At 72.3% G+C, this 24,487-nt stretch carries 20 protein-coding genes; 8 read left to right on the top strand and 12 right to left on the bottom strand.

Features of this window, described 5'->3' with window-relative positions:
- Positions 1–4: 4 nt before the first annotated feature.
- From ACFV1W_RS07790 to hrcA, 8 genes are all read right to left on the bottom strand, one after another.
- Complete coding sequence (locus ACFV1W_RS07790; RefSeq protein ID WP_380414094.1) at positions 5–1,132, bottom strand: PhoH family protein; 1,128 nt, start codon at positions 1,130–1,132, stop codon at positions 5–7.
- 198 nt (positions 1,133–1,330) lie between these two features.
- A complete protein-coding gene (locus ACFV1W_RS07785; RefSeq protein ID WP_380414093.1) occupies positions 1,331–2,254 on the bottom strand; it encodes a ribonuclease Z in 924 nt (307 codons plus the stop codon).
- A 6-nt stretch (positions 2,255–2,260) separates the two neighbouring features.
- Positions 2,261–2,614 (bottom strand): histidine triad nucleotide-binding protein, encoded by a 354-nt coding sequence (locus tag ACFV1W_RS07780; protein WP_380414091.1) that lies wholly within the window; start codon positions 2,612–2,614, stop codon positions 2,261–2,263.
- Positions 2,615–2,668: 54 nt separating this feature from the next.
- Positions 2,669–3,364 (bottom strand): RDD family protein, encoded by a 696-nt coding sequence (locus ACFV1W_RS07775; RefSeq protein ID WP_380414090.1) that lies wholly within the window; start codon positions 3,362–3,364, stop codon positions 2,669–2,671.
- A gap of 118 nt (positions 3,365–3,482) precedes the next feature.
- Positions 3,483–6,737, bottom strand: a complete 3,255-nt coding sequence (locus tag ACFV1W_RS07770; protein ID WP_380414089.1) for a PDZ domain-containing protein — start codon at positions 6,735–6,737, stop codon at positions 3,483–3,485.
- Positions 6,738–6,808: 71 nt separating this feature from the next.
- Entirely contained in the window at positions 6,809–7,558 is a 750-nt protein-coding gene (locus tag ACFV1W_RS07765; RefSeq protein WP_380414087.1) for a 16S rRNA (uracil(1498)-N(3))-methyltransferase, read from the bottom strand.
- A 93-nt stretch (positions 7,559–7,651) separates the two neighbouring features.
- Positions 7,652–8,794: a molecular chaperone DnaJ gene (gene dnaJ, locus ACFV1W_RS07760; protein WP_270147029.1), complete on the bottom strand. Its 1,143-nt coding sequence runs from the start codon at positions 8,792–8,794 to the stop codon at positions 7,652–7,654.
- 74 nt (positions 8,795–8,868) lie between these two features.
- Positions 8,869–9,903: a heat-inducible transcriptional repressor HrcA gene (gene hrcA / locus ACFV1W_RS07755; protein WP_380414085.1), complete on the bottom strand. Its 1,035-nt coding sequence runs from the start codon at positions 9,901–9,903 to the stop codon at positions 8,869–8,871.
- A gap of 267 nt (positions 9,904–10,170) precedes the next feature.
- Here hrcA and htpX point away from each other — a divergent pair, with 267 nt between their 5' ends.
- From htpX to ACFV1W_RS07740, 3 genes are read left to right on the top strand one after another with little or no spacing between them, the layout of a single operon-like run.
- Positions 10,171–11,091, top strand: a complete 921-nt coding sequence (htpX, locus tag ACFV1W_RS07750; RefSeq protein WP_380414083.1) for a zinc metalloprotease HtpX — start codon at positions 10,171–10,173, stop codon at positions 11,089–11,091.
- A 33-nt stretch (positions 11,092–11,124) separates the two neighbouring features.
- Positions 11,125–11,709 (top strand): hypothetical protein, encoded by a 585-nt coding sequence (locus ACFV1W_RS07745; protein WP_380414081.1) that lies wholly within the window; start codon positions 11,125–11,127, stop codon positions 11,707–11,709.
- A gap of 24 nt (positions 11,710–11,733) precedes the next feature.
- The gene (locus ACFV1W_RS07740; RefSeq protein ID WP_380414080.1) at positions 11,734–12,567 is read left to right on the top strand and encodes a DUF3097 domain-containing protein; all 834 of its coding nucleotides are present in this window, start codon (positions 11,734–11,736) and stop codon (positions 12,565–12,567) included.
- On the opposite strand, the gene ACFV1W_RS07735 is transcribed toward ACFV1W_RS07740, so the two are convergent.
- The 3 genes from ACFV1W_RS07735 to ACFV1W_RS07725 are packed head-to-tail and all read right to left on the bottom strand — an operon-like array spanning position 12,558 to position 16,365.
- A complete protein-coding gene (locus tag ACFV1W_RS07735; RefSeq protein WP_033348982.1) occupies positions 12,558–13,115 on the bottom strand; it encodes a Uma2 family endonuclease in 558 nt (185 codons plus the stop codon). The two genes, ACFV1W_RS07740 and ACFV1W_RS07735, sit on opposite strands and share 10 nt — an antisense overlap.
- A 41-nt stretch (positions 13,116–13,156) precedes the next feature.
- Positions 13,157–14,386 (bottom strand): radical SAM family heme chaperone HemW, encoded by a 1,230-nt coding sequence (gene hemW / locus ACFV1W_RS07730; protein ID WP_380414077.1) that lies wholly within the window; start codon positions 14,384–14,386, stop codon positions 13,157–13,159.
- A gap of 56 nt (positions 14,387–14,442) precedes the next feature.
- Positions 14,443–16,365 (bottom strand): AMP-dependent synthetase/ligase, encoded by a 1,923-nt coding sequence (locus ACFV1W_RS07725; protein WP_380414075.1) that lies wholly within the window; start codon positions 16,363–16,365, stop codon positions 14,443–14,445.
- 311 nt (positions 16,366–16,676) lie between these two features.
- Here ACFV1W_RS07725 and ACFV1W_RS07720 point away from each other — a divergent pair, with 311 nt between their 5' ends.
- Both ACFV1W_RS07720 and ACFV1W_RS07715 read left to right on the top strand, forming a co-directional pair.
- Positions 16,677–18,410: an ABC transporter ATP-binding protein gene (locus tag ACFV1W_RS07720; protein ID WP_380414073.1), complete on the top strand. Its 1,734-nt coding sequence runs from the start codon at positions 16,677–16,679 to the stop codon at positions 18,408–18,410.
- Entirely contained in the window at positions 18,407–20,431 is a 2,025-nt protein-coding gene (locus tag ACFV1W_RS07715) for an ABC transporter ATP-binding protein (RefSeq protein WP_380414071.1), read from the top strand. The genes ACFV1W_RS07720 and ACFV1W_RS07715 overlap by 4 nt, the downstream gene beginning before the upstream one ends.
- A 58-nt stretch (positions 20,432–20,489) precedes the next feature.
- On the opposite strand, the gene lepA is transcribed toward ACFV1W_RS07715, so the two are convergent.
- Positions 20,490–22,358 carry a translation elongation factor 4 gene (lepA, locus tag ACFV1W_RS07710; protein ID WP_380414069.1) on the bottom strand — a complete coding sequence of 623 codons (1,869 nt, stop codon included), beginning with the start codon at positions 22,356–22,358 and terminating at the stop codon, positions 20,490–20,492.
- A 190-nt stretch (positions 22,359–22,548) separates the two neighbouring features.
- Here lepA and ACFV1W_RS07705 point away from each other — a divergent pair, with 190 nt between their 5' ends.
- The 3 genes from ACFV1W_RS07705 to ACFV1W_RS07695 all read left to right on the top strand — a co-directional run bounded on the left by ACFV1W_RS07705 (position 22,549) and on the right by ACFV1W_RS07695 (position 24,401).
- Positions 22,549–22,854 carry an antibiotic biosynthesis monooxygenase family protein gene (locus ACFV1W_RS07705; RefSeq protein WP_380414067.1) on the top strand — a complete coding sequence of 102 codons (306 nt, stop codon included), beginning with the start codon at positions 22,549–22,551 and terminating at the stop codon, positions 22,852–22,854.
- 171 nt (positions 22,855–23,025) lie between these two features.
- A complete protein-coding gene (rpsT, locus tag ACFV1W_RS07700) occupies positions 23,026–23,295 on the top strand; it encodes a 30S ribosomal protein S20 (protein ID WP_030283880.1) in 270 nt (89 codons plus the stop codon).
- Positions 23,296–23,564: 269 nt separating this feature from the next.
- Positions 23,565–24,401 (top strand): hypothetical protein, encoded by an 837-nt coding sequence (locus tag ACFV1W_RS07695; RefSeq protein WP_380414065.1) that lies wholly within the window; start codon positions 23,565–23,567, stop codon positions 24,399–24,401.
- Positions 24,402–24,487 lie beyond the last annotated feature (86 nt).

Raw genomic sequence — 24,487 nt, 5'->3', positions numbered from 1 at the left:
GTGCTCAGCTTTCGGTGCGATGGGACTGTCGGGGTGCGCGCCCCGCGGCGGTCTTGCCGGGGCGCCGCTGGGCGGGCTTGCGGGCGGCCGGGGCGTTCTCCTCGGCCTCCTGCCGGGCGTCCCAGCGCTCGTAGGCGTCCACGATCCGGCCGACCAGCTTGTGGCGGACCACGTCGGTGCTGGTGAGGACGGAGAAGTGGATGTCCGGGACGTCGGCCAGGATCTCCTGGACGACCTTGAGGCCGCTGCGGGTGCCGCCCGGGAGGTCGATCTGGCTGGTGTCGCCGGTGACCACCACCCGGGAGTTGAACCCGAGGCGGGTGAGGAACATCTTCATCTGCTCGGGCGAGGTGTTCTGGGCCTCGTCGAGGATGATGAAGGCGTCGTTGAGGGTGCGGCCGCGCATGTACGCGAGCGGGGCGACCTCGATGGTGCCGGCCGCCATCAGTCGCGGGATGGAGTCCGGGTCCATCATGTCGTGCAGCGCGTCGTACAGCGGGCGCAGGTACGGGTCGATCTTCTCGTAGAGGGTGCCGGGCAGGAAGCCCAGCCGCTCGCCCGCCTCGACCGCCGGGCGGGTCAGGATGATCCGGTTGACCTCCTTGGCCTGGAGGGCCTGGACGGCCTTGGCCATCGCCAGGTAGGTCTTGCCGGTGCCGGCCGGGCCGAGGCCGAAGACGATCGTGTGCTTGTCGATCGCCTCGACGTAGCGCTGCTGGTTGAGCGTCTTGGGGCGGATCGTGCGGCCCCGGTTGGACAGGATGTTCGCGGTGAACACCTGGGACGGCGCCGGGCTGTCCGGGTCCTCCTCACGGAGCATGGCGATGGAGCGCTCCACGGAGTCCTCCGTCAGGGGCTGACCGGTGCGCAGCACCAGCATCATCTCGTTGAAGAGCTTCTGCACCAGGGCGACCTCGGCGCGCTCCCCGGTGGCGGTCACCTCGTTGCCGCGGACGTGGATGTCGGCGGCGGGGAAGCCCTGCTCGATCACGCGCAGCAGCGAGTCCGCCGTGCCGAGCAGGGTGACCATCGGGTGCTTCTCGGGGATCACGATCCGGGCGCTCACCCGGCCGTCGTCGGCCGGTTCGGGGCGCGACTGCCCGTCGGTACGGGTCTGCGATGTGTCACTCATAGGTCGGCGCTGGGGCCTGCCTCATCCCATCCGTGGTCTCGTGTGCCGCTCGGTCTCCGGGGCACCAGGGTACGCCGCGAGCGTGATCGCTGCGGCGGGCGGCGGGGCCGCACCCGACGATGCTGCGGCAGATCGCGGGGCGGCGCGAACCCTTTTTCCGTCGGCCCCGGGCACCGGTCCCGGGTGGTGGCGCGCCGGTCACGGGTGGCGGCGGGCCGGGACGGGAACCCGGGCGAGGTCCTCGGCGAGCACCAGATCCCCGTCGAAGTGCTTGCGGGCGTCGGCCAGGTGCTGGCCCAGGTCCGGGTAGCGCTGGGAGAAGTGGGTCAGCACCAGGGTGCGCACCCCGGCCTCGGCGGCGGCCTTGGCGGCCTGGCCGGCGGTGAGGTGGCCGTGGTCCTCGGCGAGCTGGGCGTCGGCGTCGGCGAAGGTGGCCTCGACCACCAGCAGGTCGGCGCCTTCGGCGAGTAGGTGCACCCCCTCGCACAGCCGGGTGTCCATCACGAAGGCGAACCTCTGGCCCGGCCTCGGCTCGCTGACCTCGTCCAGGGTGACGGTGCGGCCGTCCACCTCGATCGCGCCCTCGTGCTGGAGCCGGCCGACGGCCGGGCCGTGCACGCCGTACGCGGCGAGCCGCTCGGGCACCAGGCGGCGGCCGTCCGGCTCGGACAGCCGGTAGCCGAAGGACTCCACCGGGTGGTCCAGCCGGACGGCGTCCAGTGCGAAGCGGGCGCCGGGCGCGGGCAGCGGGCCCGGCTCGTCGATCGGGCGGGGCCGCAGCACGGCGGTCTCGTGGTAGGCGGTGGCGTGCCGCAGCCGCTCGAAGTAGACCTCGCCGGAGGCCGGGAAGTAGACGTCGACCGGGTGCGGGACCCGGTCAAGGTTGATCCGCTGGATCACCCCGGCGAGGCCCAGGCAGTGGTCGCCGTGGAAGTGGGTCACCGCGATCCGGGTGATCTGGGTGGCCGAGACCCCGGCGTGCAGCATCTGCCGCTGGGTGCCCTCGCCGGGGTCGAACAGCAGGCCCTCGCCGTCCCAGCGGAGCAGGTAGCCGTTGTGGTTGCGGTGCCGGGTGGGCACCTGGCTGGCGGTGCCCAGGACGACGAGTTCGCGCTGCGACACCTGGGATCAGACCATGCTCTCGGTCATGTGCCTGCCGCCGAGCACGTGCACGTGGGCGTGGAAGACGGTCTGTCCGGCGCCCGCGCCGGTGTTGAAGATCAGCCGGTAGTCCTCGATGCCCTCGTCCCGCGCCACCGCGCCCGCCTCGGCGAGCAGTTCGCCGGCGAGCGCCGGCTCGGCGGCGGCCAGCTCCGCGGCGTTCGGGTAGTGGGCGTGCGGGATGACCAGGACGTGCACCGGGGCCTTGGGGGCGATGTCGCGGAAGGCGAGGGTGCGCTCGGTCTTGCGCACCACGGTCGCCGGGACCTCGCCCGCCACGATCTTGCAGAACAGGCAGTCGGACTGCGGCTCGCCGGCCATCGGCTTCTCCTCGGGTCGCTGGACTTCGTTGACGTGGGGCCGTACGGGCGCAGCCTAGCCGAGCCGCCCGACCGCCTGCTGGTACTCCCGCAGGTGCTTCCAGCGCACCGCCCGCATCCCGACGATGTCCCCTTCGGACACCTCGACGTCCTCGGAGATGAACATCACCGCCAGGTAGACGAAGCCCAGCAGCCAGCGCCGGGTCAGCCGCCACGTGTTGGGCCGCATCACCCGCTTGCGGCGCACCACCCGCATCGCCATGATCCCCTTGCCCACGCTGAAGCCGGTCAGCCGGGCCAGCACCACCTGGTTGAGGAACGAGGCCAGCAGGCCGACGCCCAGCAGGGTCACGAAGTACGGCACCGGGCCGCCGCCCTGCTGGACGGCGTGGCCTGCCGCGCGGGCCGCCGCGTGCGCGACCGGCTTCGGGCGGCTCGCGGCCTCGGCGGCGCGCGCGGCGGCGAAGCCGAGGCCGACGGCGAGGACGAAGTCCAGCACGATCGCCAGGAACCGCCGTCCGCCGCCCGCCTCCTTGGGGCACGGCGGCAGCGCGGGCCGCGCCTGCGGGGACGGGGCCCGGTCGTAGGGCTGCGGCGGTTGGGCGTACTGCTGGGCCGGCGGCTGGGCGTACGGCTGCGGCTGGGCGTACGGCTGCTGCGCCTGCGGCGGCTGCGCGTACGGTGCCCGGGCGTACGGGTTCGCCCCGTAGCCGTTCTGCGGGTACTGCGGCGATGGATAGCCCTGAGCCATGGTGCGCTCCCCCGTGAGCTGTCGATCAGACCAAGATCGCGATCAAGAACAGCCCCGCATCCTACCCACGCCCCGGGGCGGGAGGCCGGCCCCGGCCACCCGCCCCGGACGCCGGCCGCTACGCCCAGGGCAGCCGCGGCCCCGAGCGGGCCGGGGTGCCGGCCAGGGTCTCCAGGGCGATCCGCACGCCCTCGGCCAGCTGGGGGTCCTCGCCGGCCGCCCAGTGGTGCGGGGCGAACGGCACCTCGACGTCCGGGTCGACGCCGTGGTTCTCCACGCCCCAGCCGTAGTTCTCCAGCCACATCGCGTACTTGGGCTGGGTGACCAGGGTGCCGTCGACCAGCTGGTACTTGCTGTCGATGCCGATCACCCCGCCCCAGGTGCGGGTGCCGACCACCGGGCCGATCCCGAGCGCCTGGATGGCGGCGTTGACCACGTCGCCGTCCGAGCCGGACAGCTCGTTGGCGAGCGCGACCACCGGCCCGCGCGGGGCGTCCATCGGATAGGGCACCGGGTGGTCGGCGTCCCGGATCGCGTACCAGCCGACGATCCGCCGGGCCAGCTTCTCGATCACCAGCTGCGAGGTGTGGCCGCCGCGGTTCTCCCGGACGTCCACGATCAGGCCCTCCCGGGCCATCTCGGTGGACAGGTCCCGGTGCAGCTGGGCCCAGCCGGCCGTCTGCATGTCGGGGATGTGCAGGTAGCCCAGCCGGCCGCCGGACAGCTCCCGCACCGCGGCCCGCCGCCCGGCCACCCAGTCGTGGTAGCGCAGCGCCTCCTCGTCGGCGAGCGGGACGACCACGGGGTGGCGCTGGTCGGTGCCGTCCTTGCCGGCCACCGTCAGCTCGACCGGCTGCCCGGCCGTGCCGGCCAGCAGCGGGGCCGGGCCGGTGACCGGGTCCACCGGGCGGCCGTTGACGGCCAGCACGGCGTCGCCCGGGCGGATCGCGGCGCCGGGCGCGGCCAGCGGCGAGCGGGCCCGGGGGTCGGAGGACTCGCCGGGCAGGATCCGGGCGATCCGCCACCGCTCGCCGTCCTTGACCAGGTCGGCGCCGAGCAGGCCCTGGCGCCGGGCCGGCTCGGTGTAGCGGCCGTAGGGGACGACGTAGGCGTGCGAGGTGCCGAGTTCGCCGTGCACCTCCCAGAGCAGGTCGACCAGTTCGTCGTGCGAGCCGACCCGCTCGACCAGCGGCCGGTAGCGGTCCAGGATCCCGGCCCAGTCGAGGCCGCCGAGGTCCGGGCGCCAGAAGTTGTCCCGCATCAGGCGGCCGTTCTCGGCGTACATCTGCCGCCACTCGGCGGCCGGGTCGACGGTCACCCGCAGCCTGGTGAGGTCGACGGCGGTCTCGTCGTCCTCGCCGCCCGCCTTGTGGTCCGCCGGGACGATCCGCAGCTCGCTCCCGTCCAGCACCGCCACCCGGGTGCCGTCCCCGCTGATCGCGAACCCGTCGACCCCGTGCACCAGCTGCTCGGCCCGGCGCTTCCTGAGGTCGAAGCGCTCCAGCACCGGGCGGGGCCGCTCGTCGTCCAACGAGGCCGCCTCGTCGCCGAGTTCGCCCAGCAGCGGCGCCCTGGTCCACAGCACCCCGTCCTTGGCGGCGTGCAGCGCGTGGAAACGGCCGCCCTCGACCGGGAACGGCAGGATCCGGTCGGCGATGCCGTCCAGGTCCACCCTGGTGGCCGGCGCGGCCCCGTCCGCACCCTCCTCGCCGTCCGCCTTCCGGGCCCTGGGCTCGTCCTCCTCCCCGCCCGGCGGGCGCCCGGCCCGCTGCGGCCCGAACGGGGACGGCGTGTCGGCGGCGAGGGTGACGAGGTACGGGCGGCAGCCGTTCGGGAAGGACAGGTCGAAGGCGTGCGCGTCGTAGACCGGGTCGAAGTCGCGCACCGACAGGAAGGCCAGGTAGCGGCCGTCCGCGGTGAAGGCGGGCGAGGTGTCGACGAAGCGCTGCTGGGTGACCTCGCTGACGGTGCGGGTGGCCAGGTTCGCCAGCACGATCTGGCGCAGCGAGTACGGGCCCATCCGGTGCACCGGGCGGGACCACGCCAGCCAGGCCGAGTCCGGGCTGAACGCCAGCCCGCTGACCTCGCCGTCGGTGCTGCGCTCCAGCTCGTGCACGGCGCCGTCGGCCAGCGCGACCAGCAGCACCCGGCCGTCGTGCACGCCGAGCGCCGCCTGCTTGCCGTCCGGGGAGACCACCAGCGAGTTGACCCGGCCCAGCTGCCCGGCGGCCAGCCGGCGCCGCTCGGGGTCGTGGACGGCGGGGGCGTACTCCAGGGCGTCCTCGCCCTCGGCGTCGGACACCCAGAGCACGCCCTGGGCGCCGTCCTCCCCCGGCACCACCCGGACCAGCCGGGCGCGTACGCCCGGGGCCTCGTCCATCACCCGGGCCGGGCCCTCCCGGTGGGTCAGCCAGTGCACGCTGCCGCGCACCACCACGGCGCTGGCCCGGCCGGTGCGGTCGGGGGCGGCGGACTCCAGCCAGTGCGCGGCGGGCACCGGGTGGGGGCGGCGGCCGGCGCGCGGCCCGGCCAGCCGGATGTCCAGGCGGCGGGGCGCGGCGGTGTCCAGGTCGTCCAGCAGCCAGAGGTCGCCGGCCCGGTGGAAGACGACCCTGGTGCCGTCGGTGGCGGCGTTGCGGGCGTAGAAGCCGTCCGGGTCGGTGCTGTGGCGGCGCAGGTCGGAGCCGTCCGGGCGGCTGGACCACAGCTCGCCGACGCCCTCGTGGTCGGACAGGAAGGCGATCCGGCCGTCCCGCGCACCCTCACCGGCCACCCACAGCGGGGAGTCGAGCTGCCCGTCCAACTCCTCGTGGATGCGCGTGAACCGGTCCTGCCCGATCCACAACTTGCCCGCCCGGCCGCCCCGGTAGCGCTTCCACCAGGCCGGCTCGCGGTTGTTGACGGTCACCAGCAGCGCCCGCCCGCCGTCCGGCTCGAAGGCCAGTCCGCCGACCGGCCCGTACGGCAGCCGCACCGCCTCGCCGCCGTCCAGCGGGACGGCGTGCGCCCAGGTGCGCCGCACACCGGACTCGCCCGCGCCGGTGGTCGCGATCGGGTGCCCGTCGGCGGTCCAGCCCTGCACCCGGGTCTCGCCGTTGCCCCAGTACGTCAGCCGCCGGGACGGCCCGCCGTCCACCGGCACCACGTGCACCTCGGGGGCGCCGTCCCGGGTGGAGGTGAAGGCGATGAGCCGCCCGTCCGGGGAGAAGCGGGGGTGGTGCACCGGCAGGTGATCGGCGGTCAGCCGCCAGGCGCGGCCGCCGCCCAGCGGGGCGAGCCACAGGTCGTCCTCGGCGACGAAGGCGACCAGGTCACCGTGCAGATGGGGATGGCGCAGATAGGCGCCCGGAGAGGTGCTCAGGGAGTCCGTCACCCGGTCAGCGTAAGCAGGTGCGGGTACGATCCGCTCCGATTTCCCGAGAACTCCGGTCGGGCGCGCGGGAGTTACGCCCAGCGGCCGGTGCGCCCCAGCAGCAGCGCCCCGGCGGCCACCCCGGCGGTCGAGGTGCGCAGCACCGAGGGGCCCAACCGGTACGGCGCCGCGCCCGCCTCGGCGAAGGCCGCGAGCTCCTCCGGGGAGACCCCGCCCTCCGGGCCGACCACCAGCACGATGTCCCCGCCGGCCGGCAGCGCGGCCTGCGCCAGCGGCTCGGCGCCCTCCTCGTGCAGCACGGCGGCCAGGGCGGCCTGCGCCAGCAGCGGCGCCAGCTGCCGGGTGGTCACCAGCTCGCGCACCTCGGGGAAGCGCAGCCGGCGGGACTGCTTGCCCGCCTCCCGGGCGGTGGCCCGCCACTTGGCGAGCGCCTTGGCGCCGCGCTCGCCCTTCCACTGGGTGATGCACCGGGAGGCGGCCCAGGGGACCACCACGTCCACGCCGACCTCGGTCATGGTCTCCACGGCCAGCTCGCCGCGGTCGCCCTTGGGCAGCGCCTGGACCACCACGATCCGCGGTGCCGGCTCCGGCTCCCGCCGTACGGCGTCGACGGTGACGTCGATCGCGTCCTTGCCGAGCACCTCGGCGACGGTGCCGTCCACGCCGAGGCCCAGCCCGTCCGCCAGGGTCACCGCCTCACCGGCCGTCAGCCGCTTCACCGCCGCCGCGTGCCGCCCCTCCGCGCCGTCGAGCCGCACCACGGCCCCGGGCGCGGCGGCGGCGATCCGCTCGGTCTCGACGACGAAGACGGGCGCGGTCATGAGGGGGACCTTTCCAGGAAGGGGCCGGCGGCCGAGTGGGGACAACGCGAAAGGGGTGCCGGGGAACTGCCCCCGGCACCCCTTCCCGGACGACTACCGGCCGTTGAAGGCGTCCTTCAGGCGCGAGAACAGGCCCTGCTGGCCCGGCGCGAACTGGCCGGACGGCCGCTCCTCGCCGCGCAGCATGGAGAGCCGGCGCAGCAGCTCCTCCTGCTCGGCGTCGAGCTTGGTGGGCGTCTGCACCTCGACGTGCACTATCAGGTCGCCGCGGCCGCCCCCGCGCAGGTGGGTGATGCCCCGGCCGTGCAGCGGGATCGACTGGCCGGACTGGGTGCCGGGCCGGATGTCGACCTCCTCCAGCCCGTCCAGGGTCTGCAGCGGCACCTGGGTGCCGAGCGCGGCCGCCGTCATCGGGATGGTGACGGTGCAGTGCAGGTCGTCCCCGCGCCGCTGGAAGACGCTGTGGGTGGTCTCGGCGATCTCCACGTACAGGTCGCCGGCCGGGCCGCCGCCGGGGCCGACCTCGCCCTCGCCGGCCAGCTGGATCCGGGTGCCGTTGTCCACACCGGCCGGGATCTTGACCGTCAGGGTGCGGCGGGCCCGCACCCGGCCGTCGCCGGCGCACTCGGGGCACGGGGTCGGCACGACGGTGCCGAAGCCCTGGCACTGCGGGCACGGGCGGGAGGTCATGACCTGGCCCAGGAAGGAGCGGGTGACCTGGGAGACCTCTCCCTTGCCGCGGCACATGTCGCAGGTCTGGGCGGAGGTGCCGGGGGCCGCGCCCTCGCCGCTGCAGGTGGTGCAGGTGACGGCGGTGTCGACCTGGAGTTCCTTGGTGGTGCCGAAGGCGGCCTCCTCCAGGGTGATCTCCAGCCGGATCATGGCGTCCTGGCCGCGGCGGGTGCGCGAGCGCGGGCCGCGCTGGCCGGCCGCGGCGCCGAAGAAGGCGTCCATGATGTCGGAGAAGCCGAAGCCCGCCGCGCCGGCGCCGAAGCCGCCCGCGCCACCGCCGCCGCCGGGCGACAGCGGGTCGCCGCCGAGGTCGTAGACCTGGCGCTTCTGCGGGTCGGAGAGCACCTCGTAGGCGGCGTTGATCTCCTTGAACCGCTCCTGCGTCTTCGGGTCCGGGTTGACGTCCGGGTGCAGTTCGCGTGCCAGGCGCCGGAACGCCTTCTTGATCTCGTCCTGCCCCGCATCCCGTCGGACGCCGAGTACCGCGTAGTAGTCCGTGGCCACCAAATGCTCCGCTTGTTCCGCCTGTAGTAGTGCGACTGGACACCGCCGCCGGACATCCGGCGACGGTTTGCTTGCTACGACTCGGCCAGGATCTGGCCCACGTACCGTGCCACCGCTCGCACCGCCCCCATTGTGCCCGGGTAGTCCATCCGGGTCGGACCGATCACACCCAGTTTGGCCACGCTCTCGTCGCCCGAACCGTAGCCGACCGAAACGACCGAGGTGGAATTCAGCCCTTCGTACGCGTTCTCCCGCCCGATCCGGACCGTCATCGCGGCGTCCGCGGTCTCACCCAGGAGGCGGAGCAGGACGACCTGCTCCTCCAGGGCCTCCAGCACCGGCTGGATGGTGAGCGGGAAGTCGTGCCCGAAGCGGGTCAGGTTGGCCGTGCCGGCCAGCATGATCCGCTCCTCGTTCTGCTCGGCGAGCGCCTCGAACAGCGTCGCCAGGACCGTACTGACGGTCGGCCGGTCGGCCTGCTCGAAGGCCCCCGGCAGCTCCTCCAGCAGCCCCGGGACGTCCGGCAGCCGCTGACCGGCCGCCCGCGCGTTGATCCGCGACCGCAGGTCCGCCAGCACCGTCTCGCCGACCGTGCCCGGGCAGTCGATCATCCGCTGCTCGACCCGGCCGGTGTTGGTGATCAGCACCAGCATCACCTTGGCCGGGGCCAGCGCCACCAGCTCGATGTGCCGGACGGTGGAGCGGGTGAGCGAGGGGTACTGCACCACGGCGACCTGCCGGGTCAGCTGGGCGAGCAGCCGCACCGTGCGCCTGACCACGTCGTCCAGGTCGACGGCGCCGTCCAGGAAGTGCCGGATCGCCCGGCGCTCCGGGGAGCTCATCGGCTTGATCTCGGCGAGCTTGTCGACGAACAGCCGGTAGCCCTTGTCGGTGGGGATTCGCCCGGCGCTGGTGTGCGGCTGGTGGATGTACCCCTCCTCCTCCAGCGCCGCCATGTCGTTGCGGACCGTGGCCGGGGACACCCCCAGGTTGTGCCGCTCCACCAGGGCCTTGGAGCCCACCGGCTCCTCGGTGCCCACGTAGTCCTGGACGATCGCGCGCAGCACGGCGAGCTTGCGGTCGTCCAGCTGGCGGACCTCACCGGCCATGGGGCACGCACCTCCGTCTTCGCACGTTGTCCGTCTGTGATGCTGCGAGCCGCTCCTCGGACGGCCCCGACCCTGGCACTCTGCACACCCGAGTGCCAAAACCGTACCTGCCAGTGTACGGCCCGGGTCCTACCGCAGGAACGGCCCGGCCGGGGTGATCCTGCCCGCAGTTCCGGACGGCCGCCACGACACTCCGCGTGCGGGGGTGGTGCCCCGGGGCCGTCCGGGTGGCAGCATCGGAAGCGACGGCGAACGGAGGAGCAAGAGATGTCGAGCTCGGGCCAGCACACCCGTTTCGCGCCCGACCGCGGCCTGACCGGCCGCATGGTCGCGACGATGTTCGTGATCGGGCTGCTGTACGTCGGTTTCACGGGCCTGCTGATCGCGCTGCTGCGCGGGGCCTGGCCACTGATCGTGCTGATCTCCGGCGGGCTGTTCGTGGCCCAGTTCTGGTTCAGCGACAAGATCACCGAGCGGGCCATGGGCGCCCGGCCGGTGACCGAGGAGCAGTTCCCCCAGCTGCACGGCACGGTCGACCGGCTCTGCGCCCTGGCCGACATGCCCAAACCCCGCGTGGCGGTCGCCGACAACGACATGCCCAACGCCTTCGCCACCGGCCGCAACCCGCAGAACGCCGTGGTCTGCGTCACCACCGGCCTGCTGCGCCGGCTCGAACCGGAGGAGCTGGAGGGCGTCCTGGCGCACGAGCTGTCGCACGTCGCCCACCGGGACGTCGCGGTGATGACCATCGCCGGCTTCCTCGGCGTGCTCGCCGGGGCGATGACCCGGATCGCCGTGTACGGCGGGTTCATGGGCGGCAACCGCAACAGCAACGACCAGAACGCGGCCATCGTGGCGCTGGTCATCCCGCTGGTGTCGATGGTCGTCTACGCCATCAGCTTCCTGCTCACCCGGCTGCTCTCCCGCTACCGCGAGCTGGCCGCCGACCGGGCCGCCGCCCAGCTCACCGGCCGGCCCAGCGCCCTGGCCTCCGCCCTCACCAAGGTGACCGGGCAGATCGCTGCCATCCCCACCGAGGACCTGCGCCGCTCCCAGCCCTACAACGCCTTCTACTTCGCCCCCGCGCTGAGCGCCCGGGAGACCGCCTCCCAGCTGTTCTCCACCCACCCGACGCTGGAGAAGCGACTGGCCCAGCTGGCGAAGATCTCCGAGCAGCTCGGCCGCTGACCCGTTCCGCCCCCCGTTCACGAAAGGACCGACGTGGGATTCCTGGACGCCCTGTTCGGCCGCACCAAGCCCGTCAAGCCCGACCTCGACCAGCTGTTCGGCGTGCCGTCCGCCGCGCTCACCCTGGAGGCCGGGGCCGGCTTCCTGCCCACCGGGCTCGGCTCGGTCTGCTTCGCGGCCGTCGAGGGTGCGGCGTTCGTCCAGGTGGAGCAGCAGGTCCGGGCGCTGCTGGACGCCGACACCGAGCGCGGCGGCGTCCCGGTGGAGGCCTCCAAGGACGGCTACGGCTACTCCTGGCTGCTCGCCCGGCACACCCCCGAGGAACTGCCGGAGCTGGTGAACGACCTGCACGCGGTCAACAGCGAGCTGGAGGCCAACGGCTTCGGGCCGCAGCTGCTCTGCTCGCTGGTTGGCTTCCGCAATCCGGAGGGGCAGTCGCTGGCCCTGGTCTACCTCTACAAGCGCGGCACCTTCTACCCCTTCGCCCCGATGCCCGGCGGCGGGGAGCGGCGCAACAGCCCGCTGGAGCTGCAGGTCAACGCGATGCTGGGGAACGACCTGCGGCTGGAGAAGGACCTGAGCCGCTGGTTCCCGGTCTGGGGCGCGCCGGGCCTCTGACGGGCCGTCCGTATAGTCGCCTCCATGCGCAGCCACCAGTACGGACCCGACCTCACCCCGCCGTGGAAGAAGCAGCAGCCGGCACCCGAGGTGCCGGCCGAGCGGGACCTGGTGGTCGAGGAGGTGGCCACCGGCTTCTGCGGGGCGGTGGTGCGCTGCGAGAAGACCGCCGAGGGCTTCACCGTCACCCTGGAGGACCGTTTCGGCAAGCACCGGGTCTTCCCGATGGTCCCGCGCGGCTTCCTGCTGGAGGGCAGGGCCGTCACCCTGGTCCGCCCGACCGCCCCGGCCGCCCCCCGCACTCCGGGGCGTACGGCCTCCGGCTCCGTCGCCGTCCCCGGCGCCCGCGCCCGGGTCGCTCGCGAGTCCCGGATCTACGTCGAGGGCCGGCACGACGCCGAACTGGTCGAGCGGGTCTGGGGCGACGACCTGCGCATCGAGGGCGTCGTCGTCGAGTACCTCCAGGGCATCGACGACCTCCCCGCGATCGTCGCCGACTTCGCCCCCGGCCCGGGACGGCGCCTCGGGGTGCTGGTCGACCACCTGCTCCCGGGCACGAAGGAGCACCGCATCGCCGCCCGGGTCACCGGCGAGAACGTACTGGTCGTCGGGCATCCCTACATCGACATCTGGCAGGCCGTGAAGCCGTCCTCCGTCGGCATCCCCGCCTGGCCCGCCGTCCCCCGCGGCGAGGACTGGAAGGAGGGCACCTGCCGCCGCCTCGGCTGGCCGGTGGACACCCCGGCCGCCTGGAAGCACATCCTGTCGAAGGTGAACAGCTACAAGGACCTGGAATCCGAACTCCTGGGCCGGGTCGAGGAACTGATCGACTTCACGGCCCTGCCGGGTCAGGAGTAGGTCTGGAACTCCGAGGTGTCCAGGGTGATGTCGAGCAGGTCCACCCGAATCGGGTCACCGAATTTGGTGGTCCGCTCGGACCAGTACACCGGGAGTCCCGACGGCGTGTCGGTGGTCAGGTCCGTGAGGAGCACGCACACGCCCTTGAGCGGATCGACGATGAGGTACGCCGGAATGCCACCCTGGGCGTACATCTCGCGCTTGATCCGGTAGTCCCGGTGCACGCTGGTCTTGGAGACCACCTCGACCACGAGGGTCACCGCGGAGGCGGACAGCAGACGGCCCGCCTCCGGGACGACACCACGCTCGAAGACGACCAGATCCGGTTGGGGTTCGCTGGCCTCACCGGAGATGATCAGGTCCTGGGTCTGGAGTGCCCGCCACCGGGCGTACGGAGTCTGGTGCTGAATCGCGGAGACGATGAGGTTGTGGACCATGTCCGGCCCGGCCATCATCACGATTTCCCCCCTGATGAGTTCGGCCTTGACGCCTTCCGGCACCTCCAGGTTCTCGAAGATCCCGGTCATCCGATCATCGATGGCGGTCATCGCACGCTCCCTCCGACGGCTGACGCCCACGTTAACGAATGTCAGTCCACGAGGTCACGCACGACCGCGTCCGCCAGCAGCCTGCCCTGCAGGGTGAGGGCGGCACGGCCCCGCGCGTACGGCTCCTCGGCGAGGAGGCCGTCCGCCAGGGCCCTGGCGGCGGCCTTGCGGCCCACGTCGGTCAGCAGGTCGAGCGGGACTCCCTCCACCAGGCGCAGTTCCAGCAGGATGCGTTCGACCCGGCGGTCCTCGTCACCGAGCACCTCGCGGCCCTGGGCCGGGGTGCGGCCCTCGGCGAGGGCCCGGGCGTAGGCGGCGGGGTGCTTGGCGTTCCACCAGCGGACGCCGCCGACGTGGCTGTGGGCGCCGGGGCCGGCGCCCCACCAGTCGGCGCCGGTCCAGTAGAGCTCGTTGTGGCGGCAGCGGCCCTCGGGGGTGGTGGCCCAGTTGGACACCTCGTACCAGCCGTAGCCGGCCGCGCTGAGCGCCTGCTCGGCGATGAGGTAGCGGTCGGCGTGCACGTCGTCGTCGATCATCGGCAGTTCGCCGCGCTTGACCCGGGCGGCCAGCCGGGTGCCCTCCTCGACGATCAGGGAGTACGCGGAGACGTGGTCCGGCCCGGCGCCGATCGCGGCGTCCAGGGAGGCCCGCCAGTCGTCGTCGGACTCGCCGGGGGTGCCGTAGATCAGGTCGAGGTTGACGTGCTCGAAGCCGGCCGCGCGGGCCTCGGCCACGCAGGCCTCGGGGCGGCCCGGGGTGTGGTGGCGGTCGAGCAGCTGGAGGACGTGCGGGCGGGCGCTCTGCATGCCGAAGGAGATCCGGTTGTAGCCGCCCTCGCGCAGCTCGGCCAGGTACGCCGGGTCGACGGACTCCGGGTTGGCCTCGGTGGTGACCTCGGCGTCCGGGGCGAGCCCGAACTCCTCGCGCAGCGCGGCGAGCATCTTCACCAGGTCGCGGGCCGGCAGCAGGGTCGGGGTGCCGCCGCCGAGGAACACCGTCCGCACCGGCAGGTCGACGGCACCCAGCACCTTGCGGGCGAGCCGGATCTCGGCGACCACGTTGTCCGCGTAGGTCTCCTGCGAGGCGACCGCCCCGGAGGAGCGCAGCTCGGTGGCGGTGTAGGTGTTGAAGTCGCAGTAGCCGCAGCGGCTGGCGCAGTACGGCACGTGCAGGTAGAAGCCGAACGGCCGCCGGCCCAGCCCGGCCAGGGCGTCGGTGGGCAGGGAACCGTCGGACGGCACCGGTTCGCCGTCGGGGAGTGCGGAGGGCATGACCCCATTGTCCCGTACGGCCCGCGAACCCCGCGCGGACCGTACGGGAGCGGGGATCAGGCCTCGTTGGCGCCCGCGTACATGGCCGCCACGGCGTCCGCGTAGGTCCGCTCGACCACCGGGCGCTTGATCTTCAGGCTGGGGGTGAGCTCCCCGTGCTCGATGTCGAGGTCGCGCGGCAGCAGGTGGAACTTCTTGATCGTCTGCCAGCGCTGGAGATCGCCGTTGACCCGCTTGACGAAGCCCTCGATCAGCTGGTGCACGGCCGGCTCGGCGGCCAGCTCGGCGTAGCTCTTCCCGGCCAGGCCGTGCTCGGCGGCCCACGGCATCAGCACCGACTCGTCCAGGCCGATCAGCGCGGTGCAGTAGTTGCGGCCGTTGCCGATCACCAGGATGTTGCTGACGAACGGGCAGACCGCCTTGAACTTGCCCTCGACCTCGCTGGGCGCCACGTACTTGCCGCCGGAGGTCTTGAACAGGTCCTTCTTGCGGTCGGTGATCCGCAGGAAGCCGTCGGGGCTCAGCTCGCCGATGTCCTCGGTGTGGAACCAGCCGTCCGGCTCCAGCACCTCGGCGGTCTTCTCCGGCAGGTCGTGGTAGCCGCGCATGATGCCGGGGCCGCGCAGCAGGATCTCGCCGTCCTCGGCGATCCGCACCTCGGTGCCGGGCAGCGGGCGGCCGACCGTGCCGATCCGCACGTCCTCCTTGCGGTTGACGCAGGAGCCGGCGCTGGTCTCGCTCAGCCCGTAGCCCTCCAGGATCGGCACCCCTGCGCCGAGGAAGAAGTAGCCGATCTCGGGGGCGAGCGCGGCGCTGCCGGAGACGGCGCCGCGCAGCCGGCCGCCGAAGGCCGCCCTGATCTTCGCGTACACCAGCTTGTCGGCGAGCGCGTGCTGCAGCCGCAGGCCGAGCGGGGCGCTCTCGGCGCCGGTGGCGATCCGGCTCTCCTGGACCACCCGCGCGTACTCGCGGGCGACCCGCGCGGCCCACATGAAGATCTTGTACTTGGCCCCGCCCTCGGCCCGGGCCCGGCCGGCGATGCCGTTGTACACCTTCTCGAAGATGCGCGGCGCCGAGGCCATCACGGTGGGCCGGATGACCGGCAGGTTGTGGATGATCCGGTCGACCCGGCCGTCCACCGCCATCACGTGGCCGGTGGCGATCTGCCCGGAGATCAGCGTCTTGCCGAAGACGTGCGACAGCGGCAGCCACATGAACTGGACGTCGTCGGGCCCGAGCAGGCCGCTGGCCTCCTGGGCCTTGCCCTCGTACGCCCAGCAGTCGTGCACCAGGCGCACGCCCTTGGGGCGGCCGGTGGTGCCGGAGGTGTAGATGAGGGTGGCGAGCTGCTCCCGGTCGAGCGCGGCCACGGCCTTCTCGACGGCGTCCGGGTGCTGCTCCAGGTACTCGGCGCCGCGCCGTTCCAGCTCGGCCAGGGTGATCAGGTCGAGGCCGGCCGTCTCGGGGGCCTCGGCGGGGGCCTCGAAGAGGATCACGGTGCGCAGCTCGGGCAGCTGGTCGATGTGGTCGACGGCCTTGGCCAGCTGGGCGGCGTTCTCGGCGAACATGGCCCGGGACCCGGAGTTGGAGAGGATGAAGGCCGTCTCGTCCCCGTTGGTGCTCGGGTAGATCGTGGTGATGGCCGCGCCCGCGCACATCGCGCCGAGGTCGGTGAGGATCCACTCGAGCCGGGTCGAGGCGGCCAGCGCGACCCGGTCCTCCGGCTGGATGCCGAGCGCCATCAGGCCGGCGGCCACCGCCTTGACCCGGACGGCGGTCTGCGCCCAGGTGAGCGAGCGCCACTGCTCGGCACCCGGCGCGCCGTCCGCGGCCTGGTCGTCGACCGTCACGGGGTGGCGGTAGGCCTCGTGGTTCGGGGTCGCGGCGACGCGTTCCAGGAACAGGTGGGCGACGGAGGCCGGACGCCCGGCGACGATGTCGGCTTTGCCGGAGTCGATCAGGGACTGCGCGGAACTCAACGAGGACCTCCGGGGGCGGGTGGCCGTCTGAGGGATTGTCGCGGCGTCCGTGGGGGCGGCCGCCGGGCCCGTTAACGTGAGCGGTACCGGTCAGTAACAAGGGCGTAGTCAGCAGCCTAGGGGGAAACCGGTCATTCCGTAAGGGGGCGAATCCAGCTGGCACGCCCCCGCGCGACCGGTGCCCGCGCCCGCGGGGGCGATGGCAAAGGCCCGGCAAACCTCGGTCGGACAACCCCCGAATCGTCTGTGCGACGCTACAGAGCCACGAGAATTGGGGTGCGAACCCGACCGGCGACGACAAGAGTGGGCCAGTGCTGATCAGACTGCTCCGGGCGTACCTGCGCCCATACTCCCGACCGATCACCATGCTGGTGATCCTCCAACTGGTGTCCACCCTCGCGGCGCTCTACCTGCCGACGCTCAACGCCGACATCATCGACAAGGGCGTGGTCAAGGGCGACACCGGCTACATCCTGCGCCTGGGCGCCGTGATGATCGGCGTCACCCTGGTGCAGGCGCTGTGCTCGATCGGCGCCGTCTACTTCGGCGCCCGCACCGCGATGGCCTTCGGCCGCGACGTCCGCGCCGCCGTCTTCGAGCGGGTGCAGAGCTTTTCCTCCCGCGAGGTCGGCCAGTTCGGAGCCCCCTCCCTGATCACCCGCACCACCAACGACGTCCAGCAGGTCCAGATGCTGGCCCTGATGAGCTTCACCCTGATGGTCGCCGCCCCGATCATGTGCGTCGGCGGCATCATCATGGCGCTCAACCAGGACGTCCCGCTGTCCGGGCTGCTGCTCGCCGTCATCCCCGCGCTCGGCGTGGTCGTCGTCCTGCTGGTGCGCGCCCTGCGGCCGAAGTTCCGCAGCATGCAGGTGAAGATCGACACCGTGAACCGGGTCCTGCGCGAGCAGATCACCGGCATCCGGGTCATCCGCGCCTTCGTCAAGGACGGCCACGAGCAGAGCCGCTTCGCCGACGCCAACGAGGACCTCACCCACACCGCCCGCCAGGTCGGCCGGCTGATGTCCGTCATGTTCCCGGCCGTGATGCTGGTCGTGAACGTCTCCAGCGTCGCGGTGCTCTGGTTCGGCGCCCACCGCATCGACAGCGGCGACATGGAGATCGGCGCGCTCACCGCGTTCCTCTCCTACCTGATGCAGATCCTGATGAGCGTCATGATGGCCACCTTCATGTTCATGATGGTGCCGCGCGCCGAGGTCTGCGCCGAACGCGTCCAGGAAGTCCTCTACACCTCCTCCAGCGTCGTCCCGCCCGCCGCCCCCGTCACCGAACTGCTGCGCCGCGGCAACCTGGAACTGCGCGACGTCGACTTCCGCTACCCCGGCGCCGAGGCCTCGGTGCTGCGCGGCATCGACATCACCGCCCGCCCCGGCGAGACCACCGCCATCATCGGCTCCACCGGCAGCGGCAAGTCCACCCTGCTCGGCCTCGTCCCCCGGCTCTTCGACGCCACCTCCGGCCAGGTCCTGCTCGACGGCGTGGACGTGCGCGAGCTCTCCGCCGACGCCATCGCCGACAGCATCGGCATCGTCCCGCAGAAGCCGTACCTCTTCAGCGGCACCGTCGCCAGCAACCTGCGCTACGGCCGCCCCGACGCCACCGACGAGGAACTCTGGCACGCCCTGGAGATCGCCCAGGCCAAGGAGTTCGTCGAGAAGCTCGCCGAGGGCCTGGACGCCCCCATCGCCCAGGGCGGCAGCAACGTCTCCGGCGGCCAGCGCCAGCGCCTGGCCATCGCGCGGGCCCTCGTCCGCAAGCCCGACGTCTACCTCTTCGACGACTCCTTCTCCGCGCTCGACTACGCCACCGACGCCAAGCTGCGCAAGGCCCTCGCCCGCGAGACCGCCGACGCCACCGTCCTGATCGTCGCCCAGCGCGTCTCCACCATCCGCGACGCCGACCGGATCATCGTCCTCGACGAGGGCGCCGTCGTCGGCACCGGCACCCACCACGAACTGATGGCCGAGAACCCGACGTACCGGGAGATCGTGCTCTCCCAGCTCACCGAGCAGGAGGCGGCGTGACCACCCCAGGAAAGTCCGCCGCGAGCCCCGCCGGGAAGCCCGCCGGGAAACCCCAGGACCGGCTGCCCAGCGACTCCCAGGCCGCCGCCGCCCGCCGCGGCCCGGCCGGACCGGGCCGCTTCATGGGCGGCCAGGGCGCCGAGAAGTCGATGGACTTCAAGGGCTCCGGCAAGCGCGTCCTCGGCCTGCTGCGCCCCGAGCGCAAGCTGCTGATCGGCGTCCTGGTGCTCGGCGTCCTCGGCATCGGCTGCGCCGTCACCGGCCCCAAGGTCCTCGGCGACGCCACCGACCTGATCTTCGCCGGCGTCGTCGGCGCCCGCTTCCAGCCCGGCACCTCCAAGACCGAGGTCGTCGAGGGCCTGCGCGCCCACGGCCAGGGCGGCGTCGCCGACCTGCTCTCCGCGGTCGACTTCACCCCCGGCCAGGGCATGGACTTCGGCGCCATCGGCTCCGTCCTGCTCTGGGTGCTCGGCATCTACGTCGCCTCCGCCGGCTTCGGCATCCTCCAGGGCCGCCTGGCCACCAAGGCCATCCAGTCGGCCGGCTACCGGCTGCGCCAGGACGTCGAGGCCAAGCTCGCCCGCCTGCCGCTCAGCTACTTCGACAAGCAGCCCCGCGGCGAGGTGCTCAGCCGGGTCACCAACGACATCGACAACATCGGCCAGTCCATGCAGCAGACCATGGGACAGGTCGTCAACTCGCTGCTCACCGTGGTCGGCGTGCTGGCGATGATGTTCTGGATCTCCTGGCTGCTGGCGCTGATCGCCCTGGTCTCGGTGCCGCTGTCGGTGGTCGTCGCCGCCAAGGTCGGCAAGCGGGCCCAGCCGCAGTTCGTCCAGCAGTGGAAGTCCACCGGCCAGCTCAACGCCCACATCGAGGAGATGTACACCGGCCACACCCTGGTCAAGGTGTTCGGGCGGCAGCGCGAGTCCGCCGAGACCTTCCGCGAGCACAACGACGCGCTGTTCCACGCCAGCTTCCGCGCCCAGTTCATCTCCGGGATCATCCAGCCCGCGATGATGCTGATCGGCAACCTCCAGTACGTGCTGGTCGCGGTCGTCGGCGGCCTGCGGGTGGCCAGCGGCTCGCTGTCCATCGGCGACGTCCAGGCCTTCATCCAGTACTCCCGGCAGTTCAGCCAGCCGCTCACCCAGGTCGCCAGCATGGCCAACCTGGTGCAGTCCGGGGTCGCCTCCGCCGAGCGCGTCTTCGAACTCCTCGACGCCCCCGAGCAGAGCCCCGAGCCGGCCATGCCCGAGAAGCCCGACGCGGTCCACGGCCGGGTCGCCTTCCAGGACGTGTCCTTCCGCTACGACCCCGACAAGCCGCTCATCGACGACCTCTCGCTCAAGGTCGAACCCGGCCAGACCGTCGCCATCGTCGGCCCCACCGGCGCCGGCAAGACCACCCTGGTCAACCTGCTGATGCGGTTCTACGAGGTCAGCTCCGGCCGGATCACCCTCGACGGCGTCGACATCGCCGCGATGTCCCGCGAGGACCTGCGCTCCGGCATCGGCATGGTCCTCCAGGACACCTGGCTGTTCGGCGGCACCATCGCCGACAACATCGCCTACGGCGCCGGGTCGGCCACCCGCGAGCAGGTCATCGAGGCCGCGAAGGCCGCCCACGTCGACCGCTTCGTCCGCACCCTCCCGGACGGCTACGACACCGTCATCGACGACGAGGGCACCGGCGTCAGCGCGGGCGAGAAGCAGCTGATCACCATCGCCCGGGCCTTCCTCGCCCAGCCGTCGATCCTGGTCCTGGACGAGGCCACCAGCTCGGTCGACACCCGCACCGAGGTGCTCATCCAGCGGGCCATGGCCCGGCTGCGCACCGGCCGCACCAGCTTCGTCATCGCGCACCGCCTCTCCACCATCCGCGACGCCGACGTCATCCTGGTGATGGAGAACGGCTCCATCGTGGAGCAGGGCTCGCACGACGAGCTGATCGCCACCGGCGGCGCCTACGCCCGGCTCTACCAGGCGCAGTTCGCGGAGGCCGTGGCCGAGGTCGACTGACCGGTCCGGGTACGCGTAAGGGCCCCGGGGCGACCGCCCCGGGGCCCTTGCGTCGCTGCTACTTCTTGTCCTTCGGCGACTCGGAGTCGGTGGACAGCGCCGCGATGAAGGCCTCCTGCGGGACCTCCACGCTGCCGACCATCTTCATCCGCTTCTTGCCTTCCTTCTGCTTCTCCAGCAGCTTCCGCTTGCGGGAGATGTCACCGCCGTAGCACTTGGCGAGGACGTCCTTGCGGATCGCGCGGACCGTCTCGCGGGCGATCACCCGGGAACCGATGGCGGCCTGGATCGGCACCTCGAACTGCTGGCGCGGGATCAGCTTCTGCAGCTTGCCGGCCATCATGACGCCGTAACTGTAGGCCTTGTCCTTGTGCACGATCGCGGAGAAGGCGTCCACCGGGTCGCCGTGCAGCAGGATGTCGACCTTGACCAGCTGGGCGCTCTGCTCGCCGATGGGCTCGTAGTCGAGCGAGGCGTAGCCGCGGGTCTTGGACTTCAACTGGTCGAAGAAGTCGAAGACGATCTCCGCGAGGGGCAGGGTGTAGCGCAGCTCGACCCGGTCCTCGGACAGGTAGTCCATGCCCTGCAGGCTGCCGCGGCGGGACTGGCAGAGCTCCATGATCGCGCCGACGAAGTCGTTGGGCGCCAGGATGGTGCCGCGCACGACCGGCTCGTAGACCTCGGAGATCTTGCCGGACGGGAACTCGCTCGGGTTGGTGACGGTGTGCTCGGTGCCGTCCTCCATCACCACCCGGTAGATCACGTTCGGGGCGGTGGAGATCAGGTCGAGGTTGAACTCGCGCTCCAGGCGCTCCCGGATGATCTCCAGGTGCAGCAGGCCGAGGAAGCCGCAGCGGTAGCCGAAGCCCAGCGCGACCGAGGTCTCCGGCTCGTACACCAGGGCGGCGTCGTTCAGCCGCAGCTTGTCCAGGGCGTCGCGCAGCAGCGGGTAGTCCGAGCCGTCCAGCGGGTAGAGGCCGGAGAACACCATCGGACGCGGGTCCTTGTAGCCGCCCAGCGGCTCGGTGGCGCCCTTGTGCTGCGAGGTGATCGTGTCACCGACCTTGGACTGCCGGACGTCCTTCACACCGGTGATGATGTAGCCGACCTCGCCGACGCCCAGGCCGTCGGCGACCTTCGGCTCGGGCGAGATGACGCCGATCTCCAGCAGCTCGTGGGTGGCGCCGGTCGACATCATCTGGATGCGCTCGCGCTTGTTCAGCTGGCCGTCCACGACACGGACGTAGGTGACCACGCCGCGGTAGGCGTCGTACACCGAGTCGAAGATCATCGCGCGGGCCGGGGCGTCCGCCACGCCGACCGGGGCCGGCACGGTGTTGACGATGTGGTCCAGCAGGTCCTCGACGCCCAGACCGGTCTTGGCGCTGACCTTGAGCACGTCGCCCGGGTCGCAGCCGATGATGTGGGCGATCTCCTCGGCGTACTTCTCCGGCTGGGCGGCCGGCAGGTCGATCTTGTTGAGGACCGGGACGATCGTGAGGTCGTTCTCCAGCGCCAGGTACAGGTTGGCGAGGGTCTGCGCCTCGATGCCCTGGGCCGCGTCGACCACCAGGATGGTCCCCTCGCAGGCCGCGAGGGAGCGGGACACCTCGTACGTGAAGTCCACGTGGCCGGGGGTGTCGATCATGTTGAGGATGTGCGTCGTCCCGGCGGCCGGCCCGGTCTTCGGGGCCCAGGGGAGGCGGACCGCCTGCGACTTGATGGTGATGCCGCGCTCGCGCTCGATGTCCATGCGGTCGAGGTACTGGGCACGCATCTGCCGGGGGTCGACGACACCGGTGATCTGCAGCATCCGGTCTGCGAGCGTCGACTTGCCGTGGTCGATGTGGGCGATGATGCAGAAGTTGCGGATCAGCGCCGGGTCGGTACGGCTGGGCTCTGGCACATTGCTGGGGGTCGCGGGCACCTTGGTCCGATTCTCCGTTGGTCCGGGGCCGGGGGTGTCCGGATCATCGCTGACCGGCTATCCCGGGGACCGGACGGTCTCGTCCGATCGAAATAGTTCCTCCCATCTTCCCACGACCGCGGCACCGGACACCGTTCGGGCACCCCGCAGCGTTCCGTCCGCTGGTCCCGGAGGGGCAGGATGGCCTCCCGTGATCCTGGAAAGCGCCCTGCTCGACGTCCTGCCCGGCCGGGAGGACGAGTTCCTCGCCGCCTTCGCCGAGGCCCGTCCGCTGATCGCCGTCCAGCGCGGCTTCCGCTCGCTCCGGCTCCACCGCTGCCTGGACGAGGGGCGCGGCTCGCGCTTCCTGCTGCAGGTGGAGTGGGAGACGCTCGCCGACCACACCGAGGGGTTCCGGGGCTCGGAGGAGTACCGGCGGTGGCGTGAGCTGCTGCACCGGTTCTACCGGCCGTTCCCGGAGGTCGAGCACTACGGGGAGCCGGTGCTGAGCGCCTGATCCGCGCGGGGCCGGCGGCCGGGCCGGCGACCGGCGGCGGCCGGTTTGGGGCGGGCGGCGGGCCCCTGGTAGCGTGGTCAGCTGCACCTGGCCCCGGCATGCCCTCTCAGCTGGTCCGACGGCCTTCGGGTGCAGCCCGTTCAAACCTTTAGACAAGACTGAGGCTCCTTCGTGGCGAACATCAAGTCCCAGATCAAGCGCAACAAGACCAACGAGAAGGCGCGCCTGCGCAACAAGGCCGTCAAGTCCTCGCTGAAGACCGCTCTGCGCAAGGCCCGCGAGGCCGCTGCCGCCGGTGAGACCGAGAAGGCCGCCGTGCTGGCCCGCGCCGCCTCCAAGGCGCTGGACAAGGCCGTGAGCAAGGGCGTCATCCACGCCAACCAGGCCGCCAACAAGAAGTCGGCCATCACCAAGCGCGTCAACGCGGCCGCCCAGGCCTGACGCCTCCGGGGGCTCCGGCCCCCACCGCCTCCGGACGAACCGGCCCTCTACCCGGACTCCAGAGGCGTGCGAGTCTCGCACCGCACGCGGCCTGCGTTCGCCACGCGGGTGCGGTGCACAGCAGCTGTACGGCAGGCGCCGCAGCCGGTCCCCTCCCCAGGGGCCGACTGCGGCGCCTGCCGCGTTCCGCGCCTCGGCCGCTATGGTCGATCACGCGCGACCGAGGGTGCGGGGGGCATCCCGGCGCCAGTCCCGAGGGGGGAACATCCATGACGACGCCACCACCGCCGCAGCCGTCCCCGGCACCGAACGGGCCCGGGTACGGGTTCCCGCAGCAGGCCCCCGGTGCGCCGGGCTTCGGCCCGCCGGCCGGCCTGCCCGCCTCGCCGGGCGCGGGCGGTCCCGTCGTCACTCCCGGCGCCGGTCCGGCGGGCGGGGCGTCCGGGGGCCGTTCCGGCGGCAACCTGCGGCGCAACGCCGTCTGGGCCTTCGTCGGCGCGCTGCTCGCCTCGGCCGGCTGGACCACCGCCGTGCTGGTCATCCCGGGCATGGTCGGCAGCAGCGGCGGCGACTCCGCGCCGCGCAGCCTCGGCAGCTACCACGTCTCGGACGACTTCTGTGCCGTCGGGAAGCCCGCCCGGCTGCTGGAGAAGTACTCGGTCAACACGACCAGCACCTCGCCCAGCCACCACACCGACCGCAACCCGGCCCTGGACAGCATGAACTGCTCGATGTCCCTCAAGCGGACCGGCGGCAACAGCGACAGCGAGTACGCCTCGGTCTACCTGCGCGCCGACCTGCACAGGGCGGTCAACCCCGCGCCCGAACTGTCGGCCAACAAGGAGACCTACCGGTCACGCGGCTACCAGATCTCGAACCTCACCGGAATCGGCGAGGACGCGTACTTCGTGTACAAGGACGACGGCTCGTCGGACAAGTACCGCGACATCTACGCCGAGGTCGACGTCCGCGACGGCGGGATGACCTTCTACATCACCTACAGCGCCAGCTACACCCAGGGGAAGACCACCCCGCCGTCCATGGACGAGCTGCGCACCATGCTGCAGGCGGACGCCGACAACGCCGTACGGGCCATGCGCCAGTAGGGCGGGGCGGGTCGCCCGGGCGCCGGTGGACGAGGCGGCGGCAGGCGGGGCGGGGCGTCGGCAGGCGGGACCGGACCGGGCAGGAG

The organism is Kitasatospora sp. NPDC059648, from assembly GCF_042734825.1.
In the GTDB taxonomy this organism is placed as follows: Bacteria; Actinomycetota; Actinomycetes; order Streptomycetales; family Streptomycetaceae; genus Kitasatospora.
Note: the sequence above shows the minus strand (reverse complement) of the source record. Positions and strands in the feature narration are given on the sequence as shown.